17 protein-coding genes are annotated in these 18,270 nt (G+C 69.9%); 14 read left to right on the top strand and 3 right to left on the bottom strand.

Annotated features, from left to right (window positions below; translation table 11 throughout):
• Positions 1–66: 66 nt before the first annotated feature.
• The 5 genes from IE241_RS25980 to IE241_RS25960 all read left to right on the top strand — a co-directional run bounded on the left by IE241_RS25980 (position 67) and on the right by IE241_RS25960 (position 6,894).
• Complete coding sequence (locus IE241_RS25980; protein WP_190024248.1) at positions 67–1,131, top strand: glycoside hydrolase family 18 protein; 1,065 nt, start codon at positions 67–69, stop codon at positions 1,129–1,131.
• Positions 1,132–1,284: 153 nt separating this feature from the next.
• On the top strand, positions 1,285–2,316 hold the full coding sequence (locus IE241_RS25975; RefSeq protein WP_190024247.1) for a PAC2 family protein: 1,032 nt from the start codon (positions 1,285–1,287) through the stop codon (positions 2,314–2,316).
• Between the two features lie 173 nt (positions 2,317–2,489).
• Positions 2,490–3,203: an HAD family hydrolase gene (locus tag IE241_RS25970; protein ID WP_190024246.1), complete on the top strand. Its 714-nt coding sequence runs from the start codon at positions 2,490–2,492 to the stop codon at positions 3,201–3,203.
• 414 nt (positions 3,204–3,617) lie between these two features.
• Positions 3,618–5,216: an ABC transporter substrate-binding protein gene (locus tag IE241_RS25965; protein ID WP_190024245.1), complete on the top strand. Its 1,599-nt coding sequence runs from the start codon at positions 3,618–3,620 to the stop codon at positions 5,214–5,216.
• 85 nt (positions 5,217–5,301) lie between these two features.
• Positions 5,302–6,894 (top strand): ABC transporter substrate-binding protein, encoded by a 1,593-nt coding sequence (locus tag IE241_RS25960; RefSeq protein ID WP_190024244.1) that lies wholly within the window; start codon positions 5,302–5,304, stop codon positions 6,892–6,894.
• Positions 6,895–7,001: 107 nt separating this feature from the next.
• Here IE241_RS25960 and IE241_RS25955 read toward each other — a convergent pair whose 3' ends face one another.
• Complete coding sequence (locus IE241_RS25955) at positions 7,002–7,673, bottom strand: response regulator (RefSeq protein ID WP_190024243.1); 672 nt, start codon at positions 7,671–7,673, stop codon at positions 7,002–7,004.
• A 13-nt stretch (positions 7,674–7,686) separates the two neighbouring features.
• The gene (locus IE241_RS25950) at positions 7,687–8,634 is read right to left on the bottom strand and encodes a RecB family exonuclease (RefSeq protein ID WP_373300768.1); all 948 of its coding nucleotides are present in this window, start codon (positions 8,632–8,634) and stop codon (positions 7,687–7,689) included.
• Between the two features lie 76 nt (positions 8,635–8,710).
• Here IE241_RS25950 and IE241_RS25945 point away from each other — a divergent pair, with 76 nt between their 5' ends.
• From IE241_RS25945 to IE241_RS25935, 3 genes are all read left to right on the top strand, one after another.
• Positions 8,711–10,003 (top strand): site-2 protease family protein, encoded by a 1,293-nt coding sequence (locus tag IE241_RS25945; RefSeq protein WP_190024241.1) that lies wholly within the window; start codon positions 8,711–8,713, stop codon positions 10,001–10,003.
• 101 nt (positions 10,004–10,104) lie between these two features.
• A complete protein-coding gene (locus tag IE241_RS25940; RefSeq protein WP_190024240.1) occupies positions 10,105–10,992 on the top strand; it encodes a tRNA (adenine-N1)-methyltransferase in 888 nt (295 codons plus the stop codon).
• Positions 10,993–11,264: 272 nt separating this feature from the next.
• Positions 11,265–11,810 carry a hypothetical protein gene (locus IE241_RS25935; RefSeq protein ID WP_229899809.1) on the top strand — a complete coding sequence of 182 codons (546 nt, stop codon included), beginning with the start codon at positions 11,265–11,267 and terminating at the stop codon, positions 11,808–11,810.
• Positions 11,811–11,814: 4 nt separating this feature from the next.
• Here the strand turns inward: IE241_RS25935 and IE241_RS25930 are convergent, their stop codons facing one another.
• On the bottom strand, positions 11,815–12,174 hold the full coding sequence (locus tag IE241_RS25930) for a ferredoxin (RefSeq protein WP_229899807.1): 360 nt from the start codon (positions 12,172–12,174) through the stop codon (positions 11,815–11,817).
• Positions 12,175–12,417: 243 nt separating this feature from the next.
• On the opposite strand from IE241_RS25930, the gene arc reads away from it, so the two are divergent.
• The 6 genes from arc to prcA all read left to right on the top strand — a co-directional run bounded on the left by arc (position 12,418) and on the right by prcA (position 18,239).
• Positions 12,418–14,184: a proteasome ATPase gene (arc, locus tag IE241_RS25925; protein ID WP_190024238.1), complete on the top strand. Its 1,767-nt coding sequence runs from the start codon at positions 12,418–12,420 to the stop codon at positions 14,182–14,184.
• 328 nt (positions 14,185–14,512) lie between these two features.
• A complete protein-coding gene (dop, locus tag IE241_RS25920) occupies positions 14,513–16,024 on the top strand; it encodes a depupylase/deamidase Dop (protein WP_373300760.1) in 1,512 nt (503 codons plus the stop codon).
• Positions 16,025–16,187: 163 nt separating this feature from the next.
• Complete coding sequence (locus IE241_RS25915; RefSeq protein ID WP_058045164.1) at positions 16,188–16,406, top strand: ubiquitin-like protein Pup; 219 nt, start codon at positions 16,188–16,190, stop codon at positions 16,404–16,406.
• 4 nt (positions 16,407–16,410) lie between these two features.
• On the top strand, positions 16,411–16,599 hold the full coding sequence (locus IE241_RS25910; protein ID WP_190024356.1) for an endonuclease domain-containing protein: 189 nt from the start codon (positions 16,411–16,413) through the stop codon (positions 16,597–16,599).
• Positions 16,551–17,396 (top strand): proteasome subunit beta, encoded by an 846-nt coding sequence (gene prcB / locus IE241_RS25905; protein WP_190024237.1) that lies wholly within the window; start codon positions 16,551–16,553, stop codon positions 17,394–17,396. Before IE241_RS25910 ends, prcB begins: the two co-directional genes overlap by 49 nt.
• A gap of 51 nt (positions 17,397–17,447) precedes the next feature.
• Positions 17,448–18,239, top strand: coding sequence for a proteasome subunit alpha (prcA, locus tag IE241_RS25900; protein WP_190024236.1), 792 nt, complete (start codon positions 17,448–17,450; stop codon positions 18,237–18,239).
• Positions 18,240–18,270 lie beyond the last annotated feature (31 nt).

The following is an 18,270-nucleotide window of genomic DNA, read 5'->3' as shown; positions in this document are numbered from 1 at the left end:
TCTTTTCGGCCATAGGGCAACTGACCTGCTGTTTTTCTCGTCCCTACAGAAAACGAGGGGGACGAGATGAAGAATCGGACCGGCCGGTCCCTGGCCGCCCGGGTGCGCGCATGGCGCCCCGGCCGGAAGACGGCGATACGGGTCGCGCTCGCCCTGACCCTCCTGGTCCTGGCGCCCGTCGTCGCCGCGGGCAGCGTCCTGCGGGCGTCGTACGCCGGATCGCCCGCGGCCGATGCGGTCACCCGCGGCCGGGACGCCATCTGGCTGGGCCACGCCTGGCTCGACGGACGGCGCGGCCCGGCGGACATCGCCGCGCTCAAGCGCAACCTCGCCGGCACCGGCATGCGCGACCTGTACATCCACGCCGGACCGCTGGAGCACGACGGCACCCTGCCCGCCTCCGCCTACCCGGACGCCCGCAGGATGATCGGCATCCTGCACCGCGAACTGCCCGGCATCCGCATCCAGGCCTGGCTCGGCGACAAGCTCGTGCGCCCCGGCGAGGGATCCGGCGGCCTGCGCCTGGACTCGGCGCAGGCACGGGCCGCCGTCGTGGAGAGCGCCCGGCAGGTCATGCGGGCCGGCTTCGAGGGCGTCCACCTCGACGTCGAGCCCGTGCGCACCGGCGACCGCGACTTCCTCGCCCTGCTGGACGCCCTGCATCCGGCCGTGCGGTCCGCCGGGGGAGTGCTGTCGGTCGCGGCCCAGCAGATCGACCCGGTGCCCGCGATGCACGCCGCGGCGCGCTTCGTGGGCAGCCCCAAGTGGTGGACCCAGCGCTACTTCGCCCAGGTCGCCCGCCGCACCGACCAGATCGCCGTGATGTCCTACGACACCGCGCTGCCGATCGAGAGCCTCTACGGCGGCTACGTGGCGCGTCAGACGGAGCTCGCCCTGCAGGTCACGCCTGCGGGCACCGACCTGCTGATGGGCCTGCCCTTCTACCACACCGACGACATCGGCCACCACGGTCACGCGGAGACGGCCGCGGCGGCCGTGCGCGGCGCCCGGCTCGGCCTGACCCGCGAGGACCGGGACCGCAAGCGGTTCGGGCTCGCGCTCTACGTCGACTTCGCGGCCACCGACGACGACTGGCGTGCCTACAGGAACGGGTGGGGCGCAAGGGGCTGAGGAAGAGCCCGTACAGGGGCTGCGACCGGGCAGCGGGGAAGTCGTAGTCTTGGGGTCGCACAACAGAGCACCAAGGCAGCAGAGCAGTGAAGAAAACCGCACGGAACAGCAAACCGGAGCCGCACGCGCGCCCCGGTCGGAAGGAGGCGCTGGGTGATCGAGCTTGAGGGGGTACCCGAGCTGATCGACCCGGTCATGATCTGTGCCTTCGAGGGCTGGAACGACGCGGGGGACGCCGCCTCCAGCGCGGTCGCGCACCTGGACCGGGAGTGGAAGGGCGAGGTCTTCGGCGCGCTCGACGCCGAGGACTACTACGACTTCCAGGTCAACCGGCCCACGGTCTGGCTCGACGGCGGGGTCCGCAAGGTCACCTGGCCGACGACCCGGCTGTCGGTGGTGCGCACCGGCGGCGGCGACGGCAAGGGGGCGTCGCGCGACCTCGTCCTGGTGCGCGGCATCGAGCCCAGCATGCGCTGGCGCTCGTTCTGCAACGAGATCCTGGGCTTCGCCCACGAGCTCGGCGTGGAGCTGGTGGTCGTCCTGGGCTCGCTGCTCGGGGACACCCCGCACACGCGGCCCGTCCCGGTCAGCGGCGTCACCTCCGACCCCGACCTCGCGCGGACCATGGATCTGGAGGAGTCCCGCTACGAGGGCCCGACCGGGATCGTCGGCATCCTCCAGGAGGCCTGCACGCACGCCGGCGTCCCGGCGGTGAGCCTGTGGGCGGCCGTCCCGCACTACGTCTCCCAGCCGCCCAACCCGAAGGCCACCCTGGCGCTCCTGAACCGCCTGGAGGACCTGATCGACCTGCGCATCCCGCTCGGCGAGCTGCCGGAGGACGCGCGGGCCTGGCAGCTGGGCGTCGACCAGCTGGCGGCGGAGGACAGCGAGGTCGCCGAGTACGTGCAGTCCCTGGAGGAGGCGCGCGACACCGCGGATCTGCCGGAGGCCTCCGGCGAGGCCATCGCCCGTGAGTTCGAGCGCTACCTGCGCCGCCGCGACCCGCAGCCGGGCCCCGGCCAGCCCGGCGGCCACGCCGCGGAACCGGGCCTCGGCGACGGCCGCGACGGGCAGGGCGGCTCGTACCTGCGCGACACCACGAGCGGGCGCACGCGCCCGCAGCGGTCGCCCAAGGACGAGGCGGCGCCCGAGGAGGAGACCGAGGGGCCCGAGGACGAGAGCTGACGGAACCGGGAGGCCGCCGAGCCACCGGTCCCCGATGTGACGAACCTCCGATATTGAAGAGACGTCCGCAACCGTCCGCCGTACACTTGTCGGTCCGGTGAAGGCCGGTTCGCACACCCCCGCGAGGGGGCTGCGCGAGCCGGCCTTCTCGTCCCTCAGGAGGTGTGCCCCGGATGACCAGCAGCATTCCCGCTGCCCCGCCCCGCGCGGCCGCAGGCTCGGCCCTGCAGGCAGTCCTGCTCGACATGGACGGCACCCTCGTCGACACCGAGGGCTTCTGGTGGGAAGTGGAGGTCGCCGTCTTCGCCGAGCTGGGCCACCAGCTGCTGGAGGAGTGGCGGGAGGTCGTCGTCGGCGGCCCGATGACGCGCAGCGCCTCCTTCCTCATCCGCGCCACCGGCGCCAAGATCGCCGTGACGGAGCTGTCCGTCCTGCTGAACACGCGCTTCTCCGAGATGATCGGGCGCGGTGTGCCGCTGATGCCGGGCGCCCGGCGGCTGCTCGCCGAGCTCGCCGCGTACAAGATCCCCACCGCGCTGGTCTCGGCCTCGCACCGGGAGATCATCGACCGCGTGCTGCTGTCACTGGGCCCGGAGAACTTCACCCTGACCGTCGCGGGCGACGAGATGGAGCGCACCAAGCCGCACCCCGACCCCTATCTGCTGGCGGCCGCCCGGCTCGGGGCGGAGCCGGGCCGCTGCGCGGTCGTGGAGGACACCCTGACCGGCGTGACGGCCGCCGAGGCGGCGGGCTGCCGGGTGGTGGCGGTGCCGTCGGTGGCCCCGATCCCGGCCGCCGCCGGGCGGACGGTCGTGGGCTCCCTCGAGGAAGTGGATCTCGGTTTTCTCCGGGGACTGATCACGGGAATGCACTCTCCCGTGCACTGAGCGTGCCCCGCGGAAAGTTCAAGGAACTCTGGGCGCCGGAACGAGTGTTTTCCGTGACGAATGCGGTGACCTAATTCCCGCAGTCCGCGGTGAAGTCGCCCGAGTGACCTTCGTCACCGCGCCCGGCGGCGGTGTGTGCATCACCGGTCACCCGGTGATGCCCCTCCGAGGGTTGAAGAGCACCCTTGTGTCCGGATTGATGATCGTGTGCGTGAATCGTTCCGGCGTCCGGATATCGGTGAAACGCTCCGCTGTTATCACCGCGTGATATCGCGTCAACTTCTCCGTGTTCCGGCGGCAGTGGCCCCCGGCACTAATCTTTTCGCGAGAACTTCACGGCTTGCCCGTGGGCCCGCACACCGGTCGCCGGTAGGGTCCCGGGAACCGAACGCACCACAGGGAGAACCCCACACAATGAACCGCAAGACGTTGGTGCTGCCTACCGTGGCAGCCCTGCTGGCCCCCGTGCTCGTCGCCTGTGGCGGGAGCGACGGAGCCGGCAAGGGCAACGGCGCCATCGTCATCGGCACCACCGACCGGTTCGAGGAGACCACGGACGCCCCCGCGCCCTTCGATCCCGCCGCCGCGTACGACATCGGCGCCTGGAACGTTCTCCACAGCACTTTCCAGACACTGCTGCGCCTGCCCCGCTCCGGCACCAGCCCGGTCGCCGACGCCGCCTCCAAGTGCACCTGGGGCGACCGCAAGAACGAGCAGTTCCGCTGCACCCTGCGCAGCGGCCTGGAGTTCTCCAACGGCCACGCGCTCACCGCCGAGGACGTCAAGTTCTCCGTCGACCGCGCCCGCGCCATCAACTTCGAGAACGGCCCGGTCTCGCTGCTCGGCAACATCGACCGGGTGGAGACGCCGAGCGAGCTCGAGGTCGTCTTCCAGCTGAAGTCGCCCGACGCGACGTTCCCGCAGAAGATCGCCACCCCGGCCGCCGCCATCGTCGACGCCGAGTCCTACGACAAGAACAAGCTCGACAACGGCTTCAAGGTCGTCGGCTCCGGCCCGTACACGCTGCAGACCGAGGAGAAGGACGGCCGCGTCGTCAAGGCCGTGCTCCACCGCAACAAGAACTACCAGGGCGTCGTCGAGCCGAAGAACGACAAGGTCGAGATGCGGTTCTACGACGACGCCACGGCGATGGAGAAGGCCCTCAAGGCCGGGGACATCGACGTCATGAACCGCACCCTGTCGCCCGAGCAGGTCAACCGCCTGCGCACGGAAGCCGGCAAGGACGTGCGCCTGCTGGAGGCCCCCGGCCAGGAGATCAGCTACCTCGCCTTCAACACCGACGACCCGGCGGTGAAGAACAAGGCGGTCCGCCAGGCGATGGCCCAGGTCGTCGACCGCGCGGCGCTGGCCCGCGACTCCTACGGCCGCACGAACGACCCGCTGTACTCGCTCGTGCCCATGGGCATCACCGGGCACCAGAACTCCTTCTCCAACAAGTACGGCGACCCCAGTGCCGAGAAGGCCCGCACCCTGCTGCGCGCCGGCAATGTGAGCACCCCGGTGCCGCTGACCCTCACCTACACCACCGACCACTACGGTGAGGCGACCGAGAAGTCCTTCAAGGCCCTGCAGAAGCAGCTGAACGGCAGCGGGCTGTTCAACGTCAAGCTCCAGGGCGTGAAGTGGGCCGACTTCCGGCCCGAGGCCGCGGCGGGCAAGTACTCCGTCTACGGCATGGGCTGGTTCCCCGACTTCCCGGACCCCGACAACTTCGTCGCCCCCTTCGTCGGCAGGGACAACTTCCTCCGCTCGCCCTACCGCAACAGCAAGATCAGCAACGAGCTGATCCCGGACTCCCGCGAGGCCGCGCAGCGCGAGGCGGCCACGAAGTACTTCCAGCAGGCACAGGACATCGTCGCCGAGGAGGTGCCGGTGCTGCCGCTGTGGCAGGGCAAGCAGTACCTGGCCGCCCGGGAGAACGTGACCGGTGCCGAGTGGGCGCTCAACTCCGCCTCCGAGATGCAGCCGTGGGAACTGGCCCGCGGCGTGTGAGGCACCCAGCCGTCAGACCGGTTCTGCCGACGACCTGTTCACGATTTGTTCAGAGACGAACAAGGAAACTGTGAGGAATGTGCACGTGAGGAAACGTGACCAGTGGCTTGCCGCCCCGCTCGGTGCGGGGCTCGCCGCCGCCCTGCTCACCGGGTGCGGTTCGGAAGACGGCAACGCCGGCGGCACCGGTGAGTCGGTGGTCATGGGGATGTCCGACGAGGTCGTGTCGACCGACCCGGCATCCGGTTACGACCCGGGCTCCTGGGTGGTGTTCAACAACATCTTCCAGTCGCTGATGAGCTTCCCCAAGGGGAGCACCATCCCGCAGCCGGACGCCGCGGACAAGTGCAGCTTCAAGGACGAGAGCAGCACCGTCTACCAGTGCACCCTCAAGGAGGGGCTGAAGTTCAGCAACGGCCACGCCCTCACCTCCGAGGACGTCGCCCACTCCTTCAACCGCACCCTGAAGATCAACGACGACAAGGGTCCGGCCAAGTCCCTGCTGTCCACGATCAAGAACATCAGGACGCCGGACAAGCTGAACGTCGTCTTCGAGCTCAAGCGCTCCGACGCCACCTTCCCGCAGAAGATCGCCTCGGGCGCCGGCTCGATCGTGGACCACCAGGAATACCCCCTGGACAAGCTCCGCACCGATGGCAAGGCGGTCGGCTCCGGCGTCTACAAGCTGGACTCGTACGACGAGAAGCAGGCCAAGTTCTCGGTCAACAAGGACTACAAGGGCAGTGCGGTCGTCCAGAACCGCGGCGTGACCATGAAGTTCTTCCACGGCGAGCAGGACTCGCTGCGGGACGCCGTCCAGAAGGGCGACATCGACCTCGCCTACCGTGGTCTGGCCATGAAGGACATCGCCAGCCTCGACTCGGCGGCCGTCGGCAAGAACAACGTCAAGGTGGTCGAGGGCACCAGCGCCGAGGTCCAGCACCTGGTGTTCAACACCAAGGACCCGGTCGTCGGCAAGGTCGGCGTCCGCAAGGCCATCGCCTACCTGATCGACCGCAGCGCCCTGGTCCGCGACGTCTACAAGCGCACCGCCGAGCCGCTGTACTCGATCGTCCCCAGCGGCATCACCGGTCACAAGACCCCGTTCTACGACACCTACGGGGACCGGCCGCAGCCCGACAAGGCCGCCGCCGCCCTGAACTCCGCGGGCATCAAGGACAAGGTCAAGCTGACCCTGTACGCCACCCCGATCCGCTACGGCCCCGGCACCGTCCCGGAGTTCCAGGCGATCGCGCAGCAGCTCAACAAGAGCGGCCTCTTCGAGGCGGACGTGAAGTCCGTCCCGCTCAAGGAGTACGAGGAGGGTGTGGCCGCCGGCCGGTACGGCGTCTACGTCAAGGGCTGGGTGCCTGACTACCCGGACCCGGACAACTTCACCGCGCCCTTCTTCGGCGAGGACAACGTGCTCTCCAACAACTACGAGTCCAAGGAGATCACCAGCCGCATCCTGGCCACCGCCGCCAACGGCAGCCGGCCCTCCACCATCGGCGACTACGCCAAGGTGCAGAGCACCGTCGCCCAGGACGTGCCGATCCTCCCGCTGTGGCAGGGCAAGCAGTACGCCGTGGCCAACGAGCGCGTCTCGGGTCTGCAGTGGTCCCTCGACGCCTCCACCGTCTTCCGCTTCTGGGAGATCAGCAAGGCCTCGAAGGGCTGACGCCCGGGCGGTGCCCACAACACAGTGCCCTCCTCCGAAAGCCTTCGGAGGAGGGCACTTGCCGTATGACGATGACCGGCGCGGGTTGCAGCGGGTTCCAGCGGGTTCTACTGGGCGCCGGGGCGGACCAGGCCGCTCTCGTACGCGTACACCGCCGCCTGGACGCGGTCGCGCAGCCCCAGCTTCGTCAGGACGTGCCCCACGTGCGTCTTCACCGTGGTCTCGCTGACGAACAGATCCGCCGCGATCTCGGCGTTCGACAGGCCGCGCGCCACCAGCTTCAGCACCTCGACCTCACGGTCGGTCAGCGTGTGCAGGGTGTCCGGCAGGGGCTCCTCGCCGGACGGCAGGTGACCTGCGTACTTGTCCAGCAGGCGCCGGGTGATGCTCGGCGCGAGCATCGCCTCGCCGCCCGCCACCACCCGGATCGCCTGGACCAGCTCATTGGCCGGCGCGTCCTTGAGGAGGAAGCCGCTCGCGCCCGCGCGCAGCGCCTCCACCACGTACTCGTCGAGGTCGAAGGTGGTCAGCACCAGGACCTTCGCCGGGCCGTCGCGGTCCGGGCCGGTGATCTGGCGCGTGGCCTCCACGCCGTCCATCCGGGGCATCCGGATGTCCATCAGGACCACATCCGGCTGCAGCGCCCGCACCTGATCCAGTGCCTGCAGACCGTCCCCCGCCTCGCCCACCACCGCGAGGTCCTGTTCCGCTTCGAGAATCATCCGGAAGCCGGTGCGCAGCAGCGGCTGGTCGTCGACCAGTAGGACGCGGATCGCCACAGGAACTCCTTCGCTAGACCGGGTCCATTCTGCCCTGAGCCGCCCCCTGGGCGGGCACCCGGCCGTCCCCCCGGGCCACGACGGGCAGCGGATACGGCGGGGGAGTGCCCCCGAACTCCGGGCAGACCGCCTGGTGATCGCACCAGCCGCACAGCTTCGTGGGCCGCGGGCGCCACTCGCCCGTCTCCGTGGCCAGCACGATCGCGTCCCACAGGGCCCGCAGCTTGCGCTCGACGGCCCGCAGCTCCTCCTCCACCGGGTCGTAGGTGAGGACGTCGCCGCTGCCCAGGTAGACCAGCTGGAGCCGGCGCGGCACCCGGCCCTGCAGCTTCCACAGCACCAGCGCGTAGAACGTCATCTGGAAGAGGGCCTCGGAGCGGAACCGCGGAGCCGGGGCCTTGCCCGTCTTGTAGTCCACGATGCGCACGTCGCCCGTCGGCGCGACGTCCACCCGGTCGATGAAGCCGCGCAGCAGCGGGCCCGACTCCAGCGCCGTCTCCACGTACAGCTCGCGCTCGGCGGGCTCCAGGCGCGTGGGGTCCTCCAGCGTGAACCAGCGCTCGACCAGCCGCTCGGCATCCCCCAGCCACTTCGCCAGCAGCTTGGGGTCGTGCGCGCCGTCCTCACCGTGGAAGAGCTCCGCGAGCTCGGGGCGGGAGGCCAGCAGCCGCTCCCACTCGCCCGGCACCAGCCCCTTGGCCCGCGCCGCCGTGCGCTCCGCCGCGGGAGCGTCGAAGAGCCGCTCCAGCACCGCGTGCACCACCGTGCCGCGGGTGGCCGCCGCGCTCGGCTTCTCCGGCAGCTTGTCGATCACCCGGAACCGGTACAGCAGCGGGCACTGCATAAAATCGCCCGCCCGCGACGGGGAGAGCGCCTTCGGCCGCACCGCCCCCGTGCCCGTCTCCGCAGGCCCGCGGCCCACGCCCGGCCCGGCCTGCCCCGCAGGGGCCCCACTGTCCATACCCATGACAGAAAACCCTAAGGCCCGCCACCGACAGCCGGCGTCATACCATCGACCACAGACCCCTTCGCACTGCATGATCGGGAGACCGCCGGTCACCTGCGAGGGCCGCATCCGACGAGGGGACACCGTGGACAACAGCGGGCAGAGCAGGTCCGGCGGCGGGGGCGCCGGTGACCGGCAAGAGCCCGGGGACCGCCCCAAGCGCCCCCGCGAGAGCGGCGGCGGCATCCTCATGGGGCGCCCCTTCGGCGTGCCCGTCTACGTGGCCCCCAGCTGGTTCCTCGTCGCCGCCCTCATCACCTGGGTCTTCGGCGGCCAGCTCGACCGCGTCCTGCCCGAGCTGGGCCGGGCCCGCTACCTGGTCTCCCTCTTCTTCGCCGTCGCCTTCTACGCCTCGGTCCTCATCCACGAGCTCGCCCACACCGTCGCCGCGCTGCGCTTCAAGCTCCCCGTGCGCCGCATCCAGCTGCAGTTCTTCGGCGGCGTCTCCGAGATCGAGAAGGAGACCGAGACCCCCGGCCGCGAGTTCGTCCTCGCCTTCGTCGGCCCGCTGCTCTCGCTCGTCCTCGCGGGCGTGTTCTACCTCGGCATGCTCGTCGTCGAGCCGGGCACCGTCCCCGGCGTCCTGCTCGCCGGCCTGATGGTCTCCAACCTCCTCGTGGCGGCCTTCAACCTGCTGCCCGGGCTTCCGCTCGACGGCGGCCGCATGCTCCGCGCCGTCGTCTGGAAGATCAGCGGCAAGCCCATGACCGGCACGGTCGCCGCCGCCTGGATCGGCCGCGCCCTCGCGGTCGCCGTCCTCATCGGCCTGCCCCTGCTCGCCCGCGCCGGCGGCCTCGGCGCCTCCGGCAACGACCTGGGCGGCCTCGACTCCCTCACCGACGCCCTGCTCGCGGCCATCCTCGCCGCCATCATCTGGACCGGCGCCGGCAACAGCCTCCGCATGGCCCGCCTGCGTGAACGCCTCCCCGGCCTGCGCGCCCGCACCCTCACCCGCCGCGCCGTCCCCGTCCAGGCGGCCACGCCCCTGTCCGAGGCCCTGCGCCGCGCCGGCGAGGCCGGAGCCCGCGCCCTGGTCGTCGTCGACGGCCTCGGCAACCCCACCGCCCTCGTGCGGGAAGCCGCCATCGTCGGCGTTCCCGAGCACCGCCGCCCCTGGGTCGCGGTCAGCGCCCTGGCCCAGGACCTCAAGGACGGCATGCGCGTCTCCGCCGACCTCTCCGGCGAGGAGCTCCTCGACACCCTGCGCGCCACGCCCGCCACGGAGTACCTGGTGGTGGAGGAGACGGGAGAGGTCTACGGCGTCCTCGCCACCACCGACGTCGAGCGCGCCTTCGTGGCCGCGATGGCCCGTACGCCCTCCTGACCGCTCCCGGCCGCACGCCCCGCCGGCCCGGTGCCGCGCGCCGCGCCCCGGCGGGCGCCGCCGTGTCCGTACCCCCGCCGGATGGCGGGTAGGCTGGTCACATGTCCGAACCGACCGGTGCCGCCCGCCGTCGCGGCCCCTTCCAGGTCGGGGATCAGGTCCAGCTCACCGACCCCAAGGGACGCCACTACACCTTCACGCTCGAAGCCGGGAAGCAGTTCCACACCCACAAGGGTGCCTTCCCCCACGACGAGCTGATCGGTGCCCCCGAAGGCAGTGTTGTCCGTACCACGGGAAACGTCGCCTACCTCGCGCTGCGCCCCCTGCTCCCCGACTACGTCCTGTCCATGCCCCGCGGCGCAGCCGTGGTCTACCCCAAGGACGCGGGGCAGATCCTGGCCTTCGCCGACATCTTCGCCGGCGCGCGCGTCGTCGAGGCGGGAGTGGGCTCCGGCTCGCTCAGCGCCTTCCTGCTGCGCGCCATCGGTGACCAGGGCATGCTGCACTCCTACGAGCGCCGCGCGGACTTCGCCGAGATCGCCCAGGCGAACGTCGAGCGCTACTTCGGCGGCCCGCACCCCGCCTGGCAGCTCACGGTCGGCGACCTGCAGGACAACCTGTCCGACACCGACGTCGACCGCGTCGTCCTCGACATGCTCGCCCCCTGGGAGTGCCTGGAGGCCGTCTCCAAGGCGCTCGTCCCCGGCGGCATCCTCTGCTGCTACGTGGCGACGACCACCCAGCTCGCCCGGACCGTCGAGTCGATCCGCGAGATCGGCTGCTTCGCCGAGCCGCAGCCGTGGGAGTCGATGATCCGCAACTGGCACGTCGAGGGCCTGGCCGTCCGGCCGGACCACCGCATGATCGGCCACACCGGCTTCCTCGTCACCGCCCGCCGCCTGGCGGACGGCGTCGAGCCGCCGATGCGCCGCCGCCGCCCCGCCAAGGGCGCCTACGGCGACGACTACGAGGGCCCCAACAAGGGCTGACCCCCGTCAGCGCGCGTGCACAGCACGCCGAGGCGCCGTCACCGGGACCCCGCACCGCGGGGAACTCGGGGGCGGCGCCTCTTCGTTAGGCGTCCCCGCACGTCTTCGCCGGACGCGCTCGCACGTCGCCGGCAGGCTCACCCGCCCGGCTTTTTTCGCACGCCCTTCACCGGCGTGCCCGCTGTTCTCCGGTACGCGGGGTTGTGGCACGATGCTGATCAATTCCGCATCTCTTGCATCTCCCGCAGCCATCGCCTCAGGAGTCAGCGCGCGTGCAGCCACACACCCGCTCCGGGCCCGGCCACTGGCTGGCCACCGCCGTGGCCCTGGCCGCCGTCGTCGCGGCCGCGGCCCTCGCCGGCCCGAGCGAGGATCCCGCCCCGGTCGCGACCTCGACCGTGACGGCCGGGGACCCCGGCCCGCTCGCGGCCCGCTTCCCCCTGCGCTGCGGCCCCGGCGGCGGGCCCGACGTCGTCCAGCAGATCACGAGCGACCTCGACGCCGACGGGCGGCCGGAGACGGTGGCCGTCGTGCGCTGCCGCGCCGGCGGCGGCACTCCGCCCAGCGGCGTCTACGTCCTCGCCGCGCCCCGCAAGGAGGGCGAGCGGCCCCGCCTCCTGGCCACGCTCGTGGACCCCCGGGAGAAGATGTCCGTCACCGCTCTCGCCGTCACTCAGGGCACCGTTTCGGCCACTCTGGTCGGCTACTCCGCCCCGAGCGTGCCGCGTTGCTGTCCCGACATGAGCCGGACGGTCGAATGGCACTGGAAGAACGGCAAGTTCGCCCTCCGGCCGATGCCCGTCGCAGGGAGTGTGTGAACCGTTACTCGGCGTCGGGGCCGTAGATCTCCACCTTGTCCGAAATGCGGCGGACATGAATGCAGTCGCCCGGGCACTCCTTGGCGGAGTCACGGACATCCGTGAGCAGGGGCAGCGGCACGGGCGTCGTCGCGCCGGGCTCCTGCAGCAGCTCGTCGTCGGCGCTCTTCACATACGCCAGGCCGTCGATGTCCAGCTCGAAGACCTCGGGCGCGTACTGGGCGCAGATCCCGTCCCCCGTGCACAGGTCCTGGTCGATCCAGACCTCAAGGGCCTCGCCGCCCGCCTCCGGGCCGGTCGCCGGGGCCTCCAGGGCCACCGGAGCCCCGGCCGCCTCCGCGCGGTCGTCGTTCTGCACGGTCATCTCGCCCTGCCGTTTCCTGCGTACGTGAATCAATTGGAGCCAGCCCTGACGGGTGTTGACCGACTCGACGATACAACCGCCCGCTTTCCGATGTTGATGGGTGGGTATTCCCCTGCTGTGGGGACGTGCGCAAGGGTGAAGATCGGACACACTCCGACCGGGTTTGTGATCTAGGGGTTTCAACCTGCACCGGCCCAGGTAGGGTCAGGAAGCGTCCAGCTCCCCTTGGAGGAGGTGAGGACCGTGGCAGCCCACGACGACGACATGAACCGCGGCATCCGGCCGGGACGAGCGTCCGACGACCTCGCGAGCCAGGTTGCCTATTACGAGCAGGAGATCGCCGTCCTGCGGCGCAAGCTCGCCGACTCTCCGCGTCACACGAGGATTCTCGAAGAGCGGATCGTCGAGCTCCAGACCAACCTGGCCGGAGTGTCCGCTCAGAACGAGCGGCTCGCCAACACCCTCCGCGAGGCGCGCGACCAGATCGTCGCCCTCAAGGAGGAGGTCGACCGGCTCGCTCAGCCGCCGGCCGGCTTCGGAGTCTTCCTCAAGGCCAACGACGACGGCACGGCCGACATCTTCACCGGGGGCCGCAAGCTCCGGGTGAACGTCAGCCCCGGCGTCGAGGCGGAGGATCTCCGGCGGGGCCAGGAGGTCATGCTCAACGAAGCGCTCAACGTGGTCGAAGCCATGGAGTTCGAACGAGCCGGGGACATCGTCACCCTCAAGGAGATCCTTGAGGACGGCGAGCGTGCCCTGGTCATCGGGCACACCGACGAGGAGCGGGTGGTGAGGCTCGCCGAGCCGCTGCTGGACATCACCATCCGCCCCGGGGACGCCCTGCTCCTCGAACCCCGATCCGGCTACGTCTACGAGATCATCCCGAAGAGCGAGGTCGAGGAGCTGGTCCTCGAAGAGGTCCCGGACATCGACTACACCAAGATCGGCGGTCTGGGAAACCAGATCGAGCTGATCCGCGATGCGGTCGAGCTCCCCTACCTCTACCCCGACCTCTTCAAGGAGCACGAACTGCGCCCGCCCAAGGGCGTGCTGCTCTACGGTCCGCCCGGCTGCGGCAAGACGCTCATCGCCAAGGCCGTCGCCAACTCCCTTGCCAAGAAGGTCGCCGAGGTCACCGGCAAGCCCGCGGGGAAGAGCTTCTTCCTCAACATCAAGGGCCCCGAGCTCCTCAACAAGTACGTCGGGGAGACCGAGCGGCACATCCGGCTGATCTTCCAGCGCGCCCGGGAGAAGGCGAGCGAGGGCACCCCGGTCATCGTCTTCTTCGACGAGATGGACTCCCTCTTCCGCACCCGCGGATCCGGGGTCAGCTCGGACGTCGAGAACACCATCGTCCCCCAGCTCCTCTCGGAGATCGACGGCGTCGAGGGCCTGGAGAACGTGATCGTGATCGGCGCCTCCAACCGGGAGGACATGATCGACCCGGCGATCCTGCGCCCCGGCCGCCTCGATGTGAAGATCAAGATCGAGCGCCCGGACGCGGAGGCCGCCAAGGACATCTTCTCGAAGTACCTGACCGAGACCCTGCCCATCCACGCGGACGACCTCACCGAGCACGGGGGCGACTCCAGGGCCGCCGTGGCGGGCATGATCCAGTCGGTCGTCGAGCAGATGTACGCCGAGTCCGAGGAGAACCGCTTCCTCGAGGTCACCTACGCCAACGGCGACAAGGAAGTCCTCTACTTCAAGGACTTCAACTCCGGCGCCATGATCCAGAACATCGTGGACCGGGCGAAGAAGATGGCGATCAAGGCCTTCCTCGACCACAACCAGAAGGGTCTGCGCGTCTCCCACCTGCTCGCCGCCTGCGTCGACGAGTTCAAGGAGAACGAGGACCTGCCCAACACCACCAACCCGGACGACTGGGCCCGGATCTCCGGCAAGAAGGGCGAGCGGATCGTCTTCATCCGCACCCTCGTCACCGGGAAGCAGGGCGCCGACACCGGCCGCTCGATCGACACGGTGGCCAATACCGGCCAGTACCTGTAGTACGGCCGTCCGGCTGCGGATGTCCCGCCCCCGCCCTGGCGGGGGCACACCCCGGGACAACCGCAGCCGGATGTGTTTTTTCCCGGGGTGTGCGCCGTTCCCGCCAGGTTTCCCGCCGGGATCGCGCCACGGGGAGCGTCCATGGCCCGGGTACGCCACGAAGCGGAGCAATGACTGTAATGATCTCCCCACCGCCGCAAAGCCGTTCTAGGCTCTTCGATACCGCCGCACAGCGCGATGGGGGATCGAGGGCCGGACACGGACCGGATGCGCAGCGGTACTTGAGCGCCGACCCCACCAGGGGGCGCCGCCGGGCAAGGAGGGCCGCATGACCGTACGGCGAGTAATGGGCATTGAGACGGAGTACGGGATCTCCGTCCCCGGTCACCCGAACGCCAATGCCATGCTCACCTCGTCCCAGATCGTCAACGCCTACGCCGCGGCGATGCACCGGGCGCGACGTGCCCGCTGGGACTTCGAGGAGGAGAACCCGCTGCGGGACGCCCGGGGCTTCGACCTCGCCCGCGAAGCCGCGGACTCCAGCCAGCTCACCGACGAGGACATCGGCCTCGCCAACGTCATCCTGACCAACGGCGCGCGACTCTACGTCGACCACGCCCACCCCGAGTACAGCTCGCCGGAGATCACCAACCCCCGGGACGCCGTCCTGTGGGACAAGGCCGGCGAACGGATCATGGCCGAGGCCGCCGAGCGCGCCGCCCAGCTGCCCGGAGCCCAGCCGATCCACCTCTACAAGAACAACACCGACAACAAGGGCGCGTCCTACGGCACCCACGAGAACTACCTGATGAAGCGGGAGACCCCCTTCTCGGACATCGTGCGCCACCTGACGCCCTTCTTCGTCTCCCGCCAGGTCGTCACCGGCGCGGGCCGCGTCGGCATCGGCCAGGACGGCCACGAGCACGGCTTCCAGCTCAGCCAGCGCGCGGACTACTTCGAGGTCGAGGTGGGCCTGGAGACCACCCTCAAGCGGCCGATCATCAACACCCGCGACGAGCCGCACGCCGACGCCGAGAAGTACCGCCGGCTCCATGTGATCATCGGTGACGCGAACCTCTCGGAGATCTCGACCTACCTCAAGCTGGGCACCACGGCGCTGGTCCTGTCCATGATCGAGGACGGCTTCATCGTCTCCGACCTCGCGGTCGACCAGCCCGTGCGCACCCTCCACCAGGTCAGCCACGACCCCACCCTGCAACGACTGATCACGCTCCGCAGCGGCCGCACGCTCACCGCCGTCCAGCTCCAGATGGAGTACTACGAGCTGGCCCGCAAGTACGTCGAGAACCGCTTCGGGGCGGATGCCGACGAGCAGACCAAGGACGTGCTCGGCCGCTGGGAGGACGTGCTGAACCGGCTGGAGCACGATCCGATGAGCCTCGCCGGCGAGCTGGACTGGGTGGCCAAGCGGGAGCTCCTGGAGGGCTACCGCCGCCGCGACGGCCTGGGCTGGGACGCCGCCCGCCTGCACCTGGTGGACCTGCAGTACGCCGACGTCCGGGCCGACAAGGGCCTGTACAACCGTCTCGCGGCCCGCGGCAAGATGAAGCGGCTGCTGGACGAGACCGAGGTGGAGCGCGCCCGCACGGTCCCGCCCGAGGACACGCGGGCCTACTTCCGCGGCCGCTGCCTGGAGCAGTACGCGGACGACGTGGCCGCGGCCTCCTGGGACTCGGTGATCTTCGACCTCCCGGGCCGTGACTCCCTGCAGCGGGTGCCCACCCTGGAGCCGCTGCGCGGCACGCGCAACCACGTCAAGGAGCTCCTGGACCGCTGCCGCACCGCGGAGGAGCTGGTCCGGGTGCTCTCCGGGGGCTGAGCAGGTCTGAGAGGACGGCGTTCAGGGAATCATCACGGTGGTTCCGGGACGTTGTAGCAAGTGCAGGGCCGATGCCGGACCCTGCTTGTAGGGTCTGATCAAGGGCCGAGTAGGGACCTGAGTACGTCCGATCTTGTACGTCGAACCGAGCGGGGTGAGGGATATGGCGACCAAGGACACCGGCGGCGGTCAGCAGAAGGCCACGCGATCCACAGAGGACGTCGAGGAGCAGGCGCAGGATGCGCAGGTCTCGGAGGACCTCAAGGAACGGCAGGAGAAGCTGTCGGACGACGTCGACTCCGTGCTGGACGAGATCGACGACGTCCTCGAGGAGAACGCCGAGGACTTCGTGCGCTCCTTCGTCCAGAAGGGCGGCGAGTAGGCGGCTGCCGGCGCCTGTCGAACATGATCATGGGACCGGTAAGGTCCGTGGCGTACTGCGCCCCAGCTCCGACGCGGCCCTGGGGCGGTTCAAGGATCGAGCGGACGTCATGGGGCGGGCCGCTGCATACGTGGAAGGAAACGTGTGGAAGCCAACACTCGTAGCACCGGGCGTCTGCCGGCTGCCTTCCTGACCCCCGGCTCCTCGTCGTTCATGGATTTCCTGGCCTCGCACTCCCCTGGGCTGCTCCCGGGCAACCGGCCGCTCCCGGCGGTGAAGGGCGCGATCGAGATCCCCCATGGGACGACGATCGTCGGGGCGTCGTTCCCGGGCGGTGTGGTGCTGGCCGGTGACCGGCGGGCCACGATGGGCAACGTCATCGCCCAGCGCGACATCGAGAAGGTCTTCCCGGCCGACGAGTACTCGGCGGTGGGCATCGCCGGCACGGCCGGTCTGGCCGTGGAGATGGTCAAGCTCTTCCAGCTGGAGCTGGAGCACTTCGAGAAGGTCGAAGGGGTTCAGCTCTCGCTGGAGGGCAAGGCGAACCGGCTGTCGACGATGATCCGTGGCAACCTCGGCATGGCCATGCAGGGCCTGGCCGTGGTGCCGCTGTTCGCCGGCTGGGACGTGGACCGCCAGAAGGGCCGGATCTTCTCCTACGACGTGACCGGCGGGCGCTCGGAGGAGCACGGCTTCGCCGCGACCGGCTCGGGCTCGGTCTTCGCCCGGGGGTCGCTGAAGAAGCTCTTCCGTGAGGATCTGACGGAGAGCCAGGCCCTCACGCTCGTCGTCCAGGCGCTCTACGACGCCGCCGACGACGACTCCGCGACCGGCGGCCCGGATCTTGCACGGCGTATCTATCCGATCGTCACCGTCATCACCGAGGAGGGATTCCGAAAGCTCACCGAGGCGGAGTGCTCCGAGATCGTCCGGGCGATCCACGAACGGCGGCTCCAGGAGCCGGACGGCCCCCGGGCCGCCCTCCTCTGATCCGAGGCTTTCGGAATGTACCCCTCATTGACAGAAAGGGACGGATAACCGGTGTCGACGCCGTTCTATGTATCACCTCAGCAGGCCATGGCCGACCGCGCCGAGTACGCCCGCAAGGGCATTGCGCGCGGCCGCAGTGTCGTGGTGCTCCAGTACACCGATGGCGTTGTCTTCGTTGCCGAGAACCCGTCCCGGGCCCTGCACAAGGTCAGCGAGATCTATGACCGGATCGCTTTCGCGGCGGTCGGCAAGTACAACGAATTCGAGAATCTGCGGATCGGCGGTGTGCGCTACGCGGATCTGCGGGGTTACACCTACGACCGGGACGACGTCACGGCCCGTGGCCTGGCCAATGTCTACGCCCAGACGCTGGGCGGGATCTTCTCCAGCGCGGCCGAGAAGCCCTACGAGGTCGAGCTGATCGTCGCCGAGGTCGGCGCGGGCCCCGAGGACGACCAGATCTACCGGCTGCCGCATGACGGTTCGATCGTGGATGAGCACGGTTCGGTCGCTATCGGTGGCAATGCCGATCAGATCAGCACCTACCTCGATCAGCGGCACCGCGACGGAATGACCCTTTCCGAGGCGCTGAAGCTCGCGGTCGAGTCCCTCACCCGCGACAACAACGGCGGCGAGCGCACGCTGACCGCCGAGCAGCTGGAGGTCGCCGTCCTCGACCGGACGCGGCCGCAGCAGCGGAAGTTCAAGCGGCTGCTGGGCCGTCAGCTGTCGCGTCTGCTGGAGGACACGCCCACCGGCGCGGCCGAGTCCGGTGCGACCGAGTCCGGTGCGGAGCCGGAGGGTTCGTCCGAGGAGGGCGGAGCGGCCTCGTCCGAGAGCTGATTTCTCTGCTTGCCGAAACACCGTGCGCCCC

This window comes from Streptomyces hiroshimensis (genome assembly GCF_014650335.1).
Classification (GTDB): domain Bacteria; phylum Actinomycetota; class Actinomycetes; order Streptomycetales; family Streptomycetaceae; genus Streptomyces; species Streptomyces hiroshimensis.
The sequence above is the reverse complement of the archived record's forward strand: the minus strand, read 5'-3'. Positions and strand labels throughout refer to the sequence as shown.

Excerpts from the sequence above, each read along its gene's own strand:
- IE241_RS25980 (WP_190024248.1), top strand. The coding sequence starts at position 67 with ATGAAGAATCGGACCGGCCGGTCCCTGGCCGCCCGGGTGCGCGCATGG.
- IE241_RS25970 (WP_190024246.1), top strand. The coding sequence starts at position 2,490 with ATGACCAGCAGCATTCCCGCTGCCCCGCCCCGCGCGGCCGCAGGCTCG.
- IE241_RS25965 (WP_190024245.1), top strand. The coding sequence starts at position 3,618 with ATGAACCGCAAGACGTTGGTGCTGCCTACCGTGGCAGCCCTGCTGGCC.
- IE241_RS25950 (WP_373300768.1), bottom strand. The coding sequence starts at position 8,634 with ATGGACAGTGGGGCCCCTGCGGGGCAGGCCGGGCCGGGCGTGGGCCGC.
- IE241_RS25945 (WP_190024241.1), top strand. The coding sequence starts at position 8,711 with ATGATCGGGAGACCGCCGGTCACCTGCGAGGGCCGCATCCGACGAGGG.
- IE241_RS25940 (WP_190024240.1), top strand. The coding sequence starts at position 10,105 with ATGTCCGAACCGACCGGTGCCGCCCGCCGTCGCGGCCCCTTCCAGGTC.
- IE241_RS25930 (WP_229899807.1), bottom strand. The coding sequence starts at position 12,174 with ATGACCGTGCAGAACGACGACCGCGCGGAGGCGGCCGGGGCTCCGGTG.
- dop (WP_373300760.1), top strand. The coding sequence starts at position 14,513 with ATGACCGTACGGCGAGTAATGGGCATTGAGACGGAGTACGGGATCTCC.
- IE241_RS25915 (WP_058045164.1), top strand. The coding sequence starts at position 16,188 with ATGGCGACCAAGGACACCGGCGGCGGTCAGCAGAAGGCCACGCGATCC.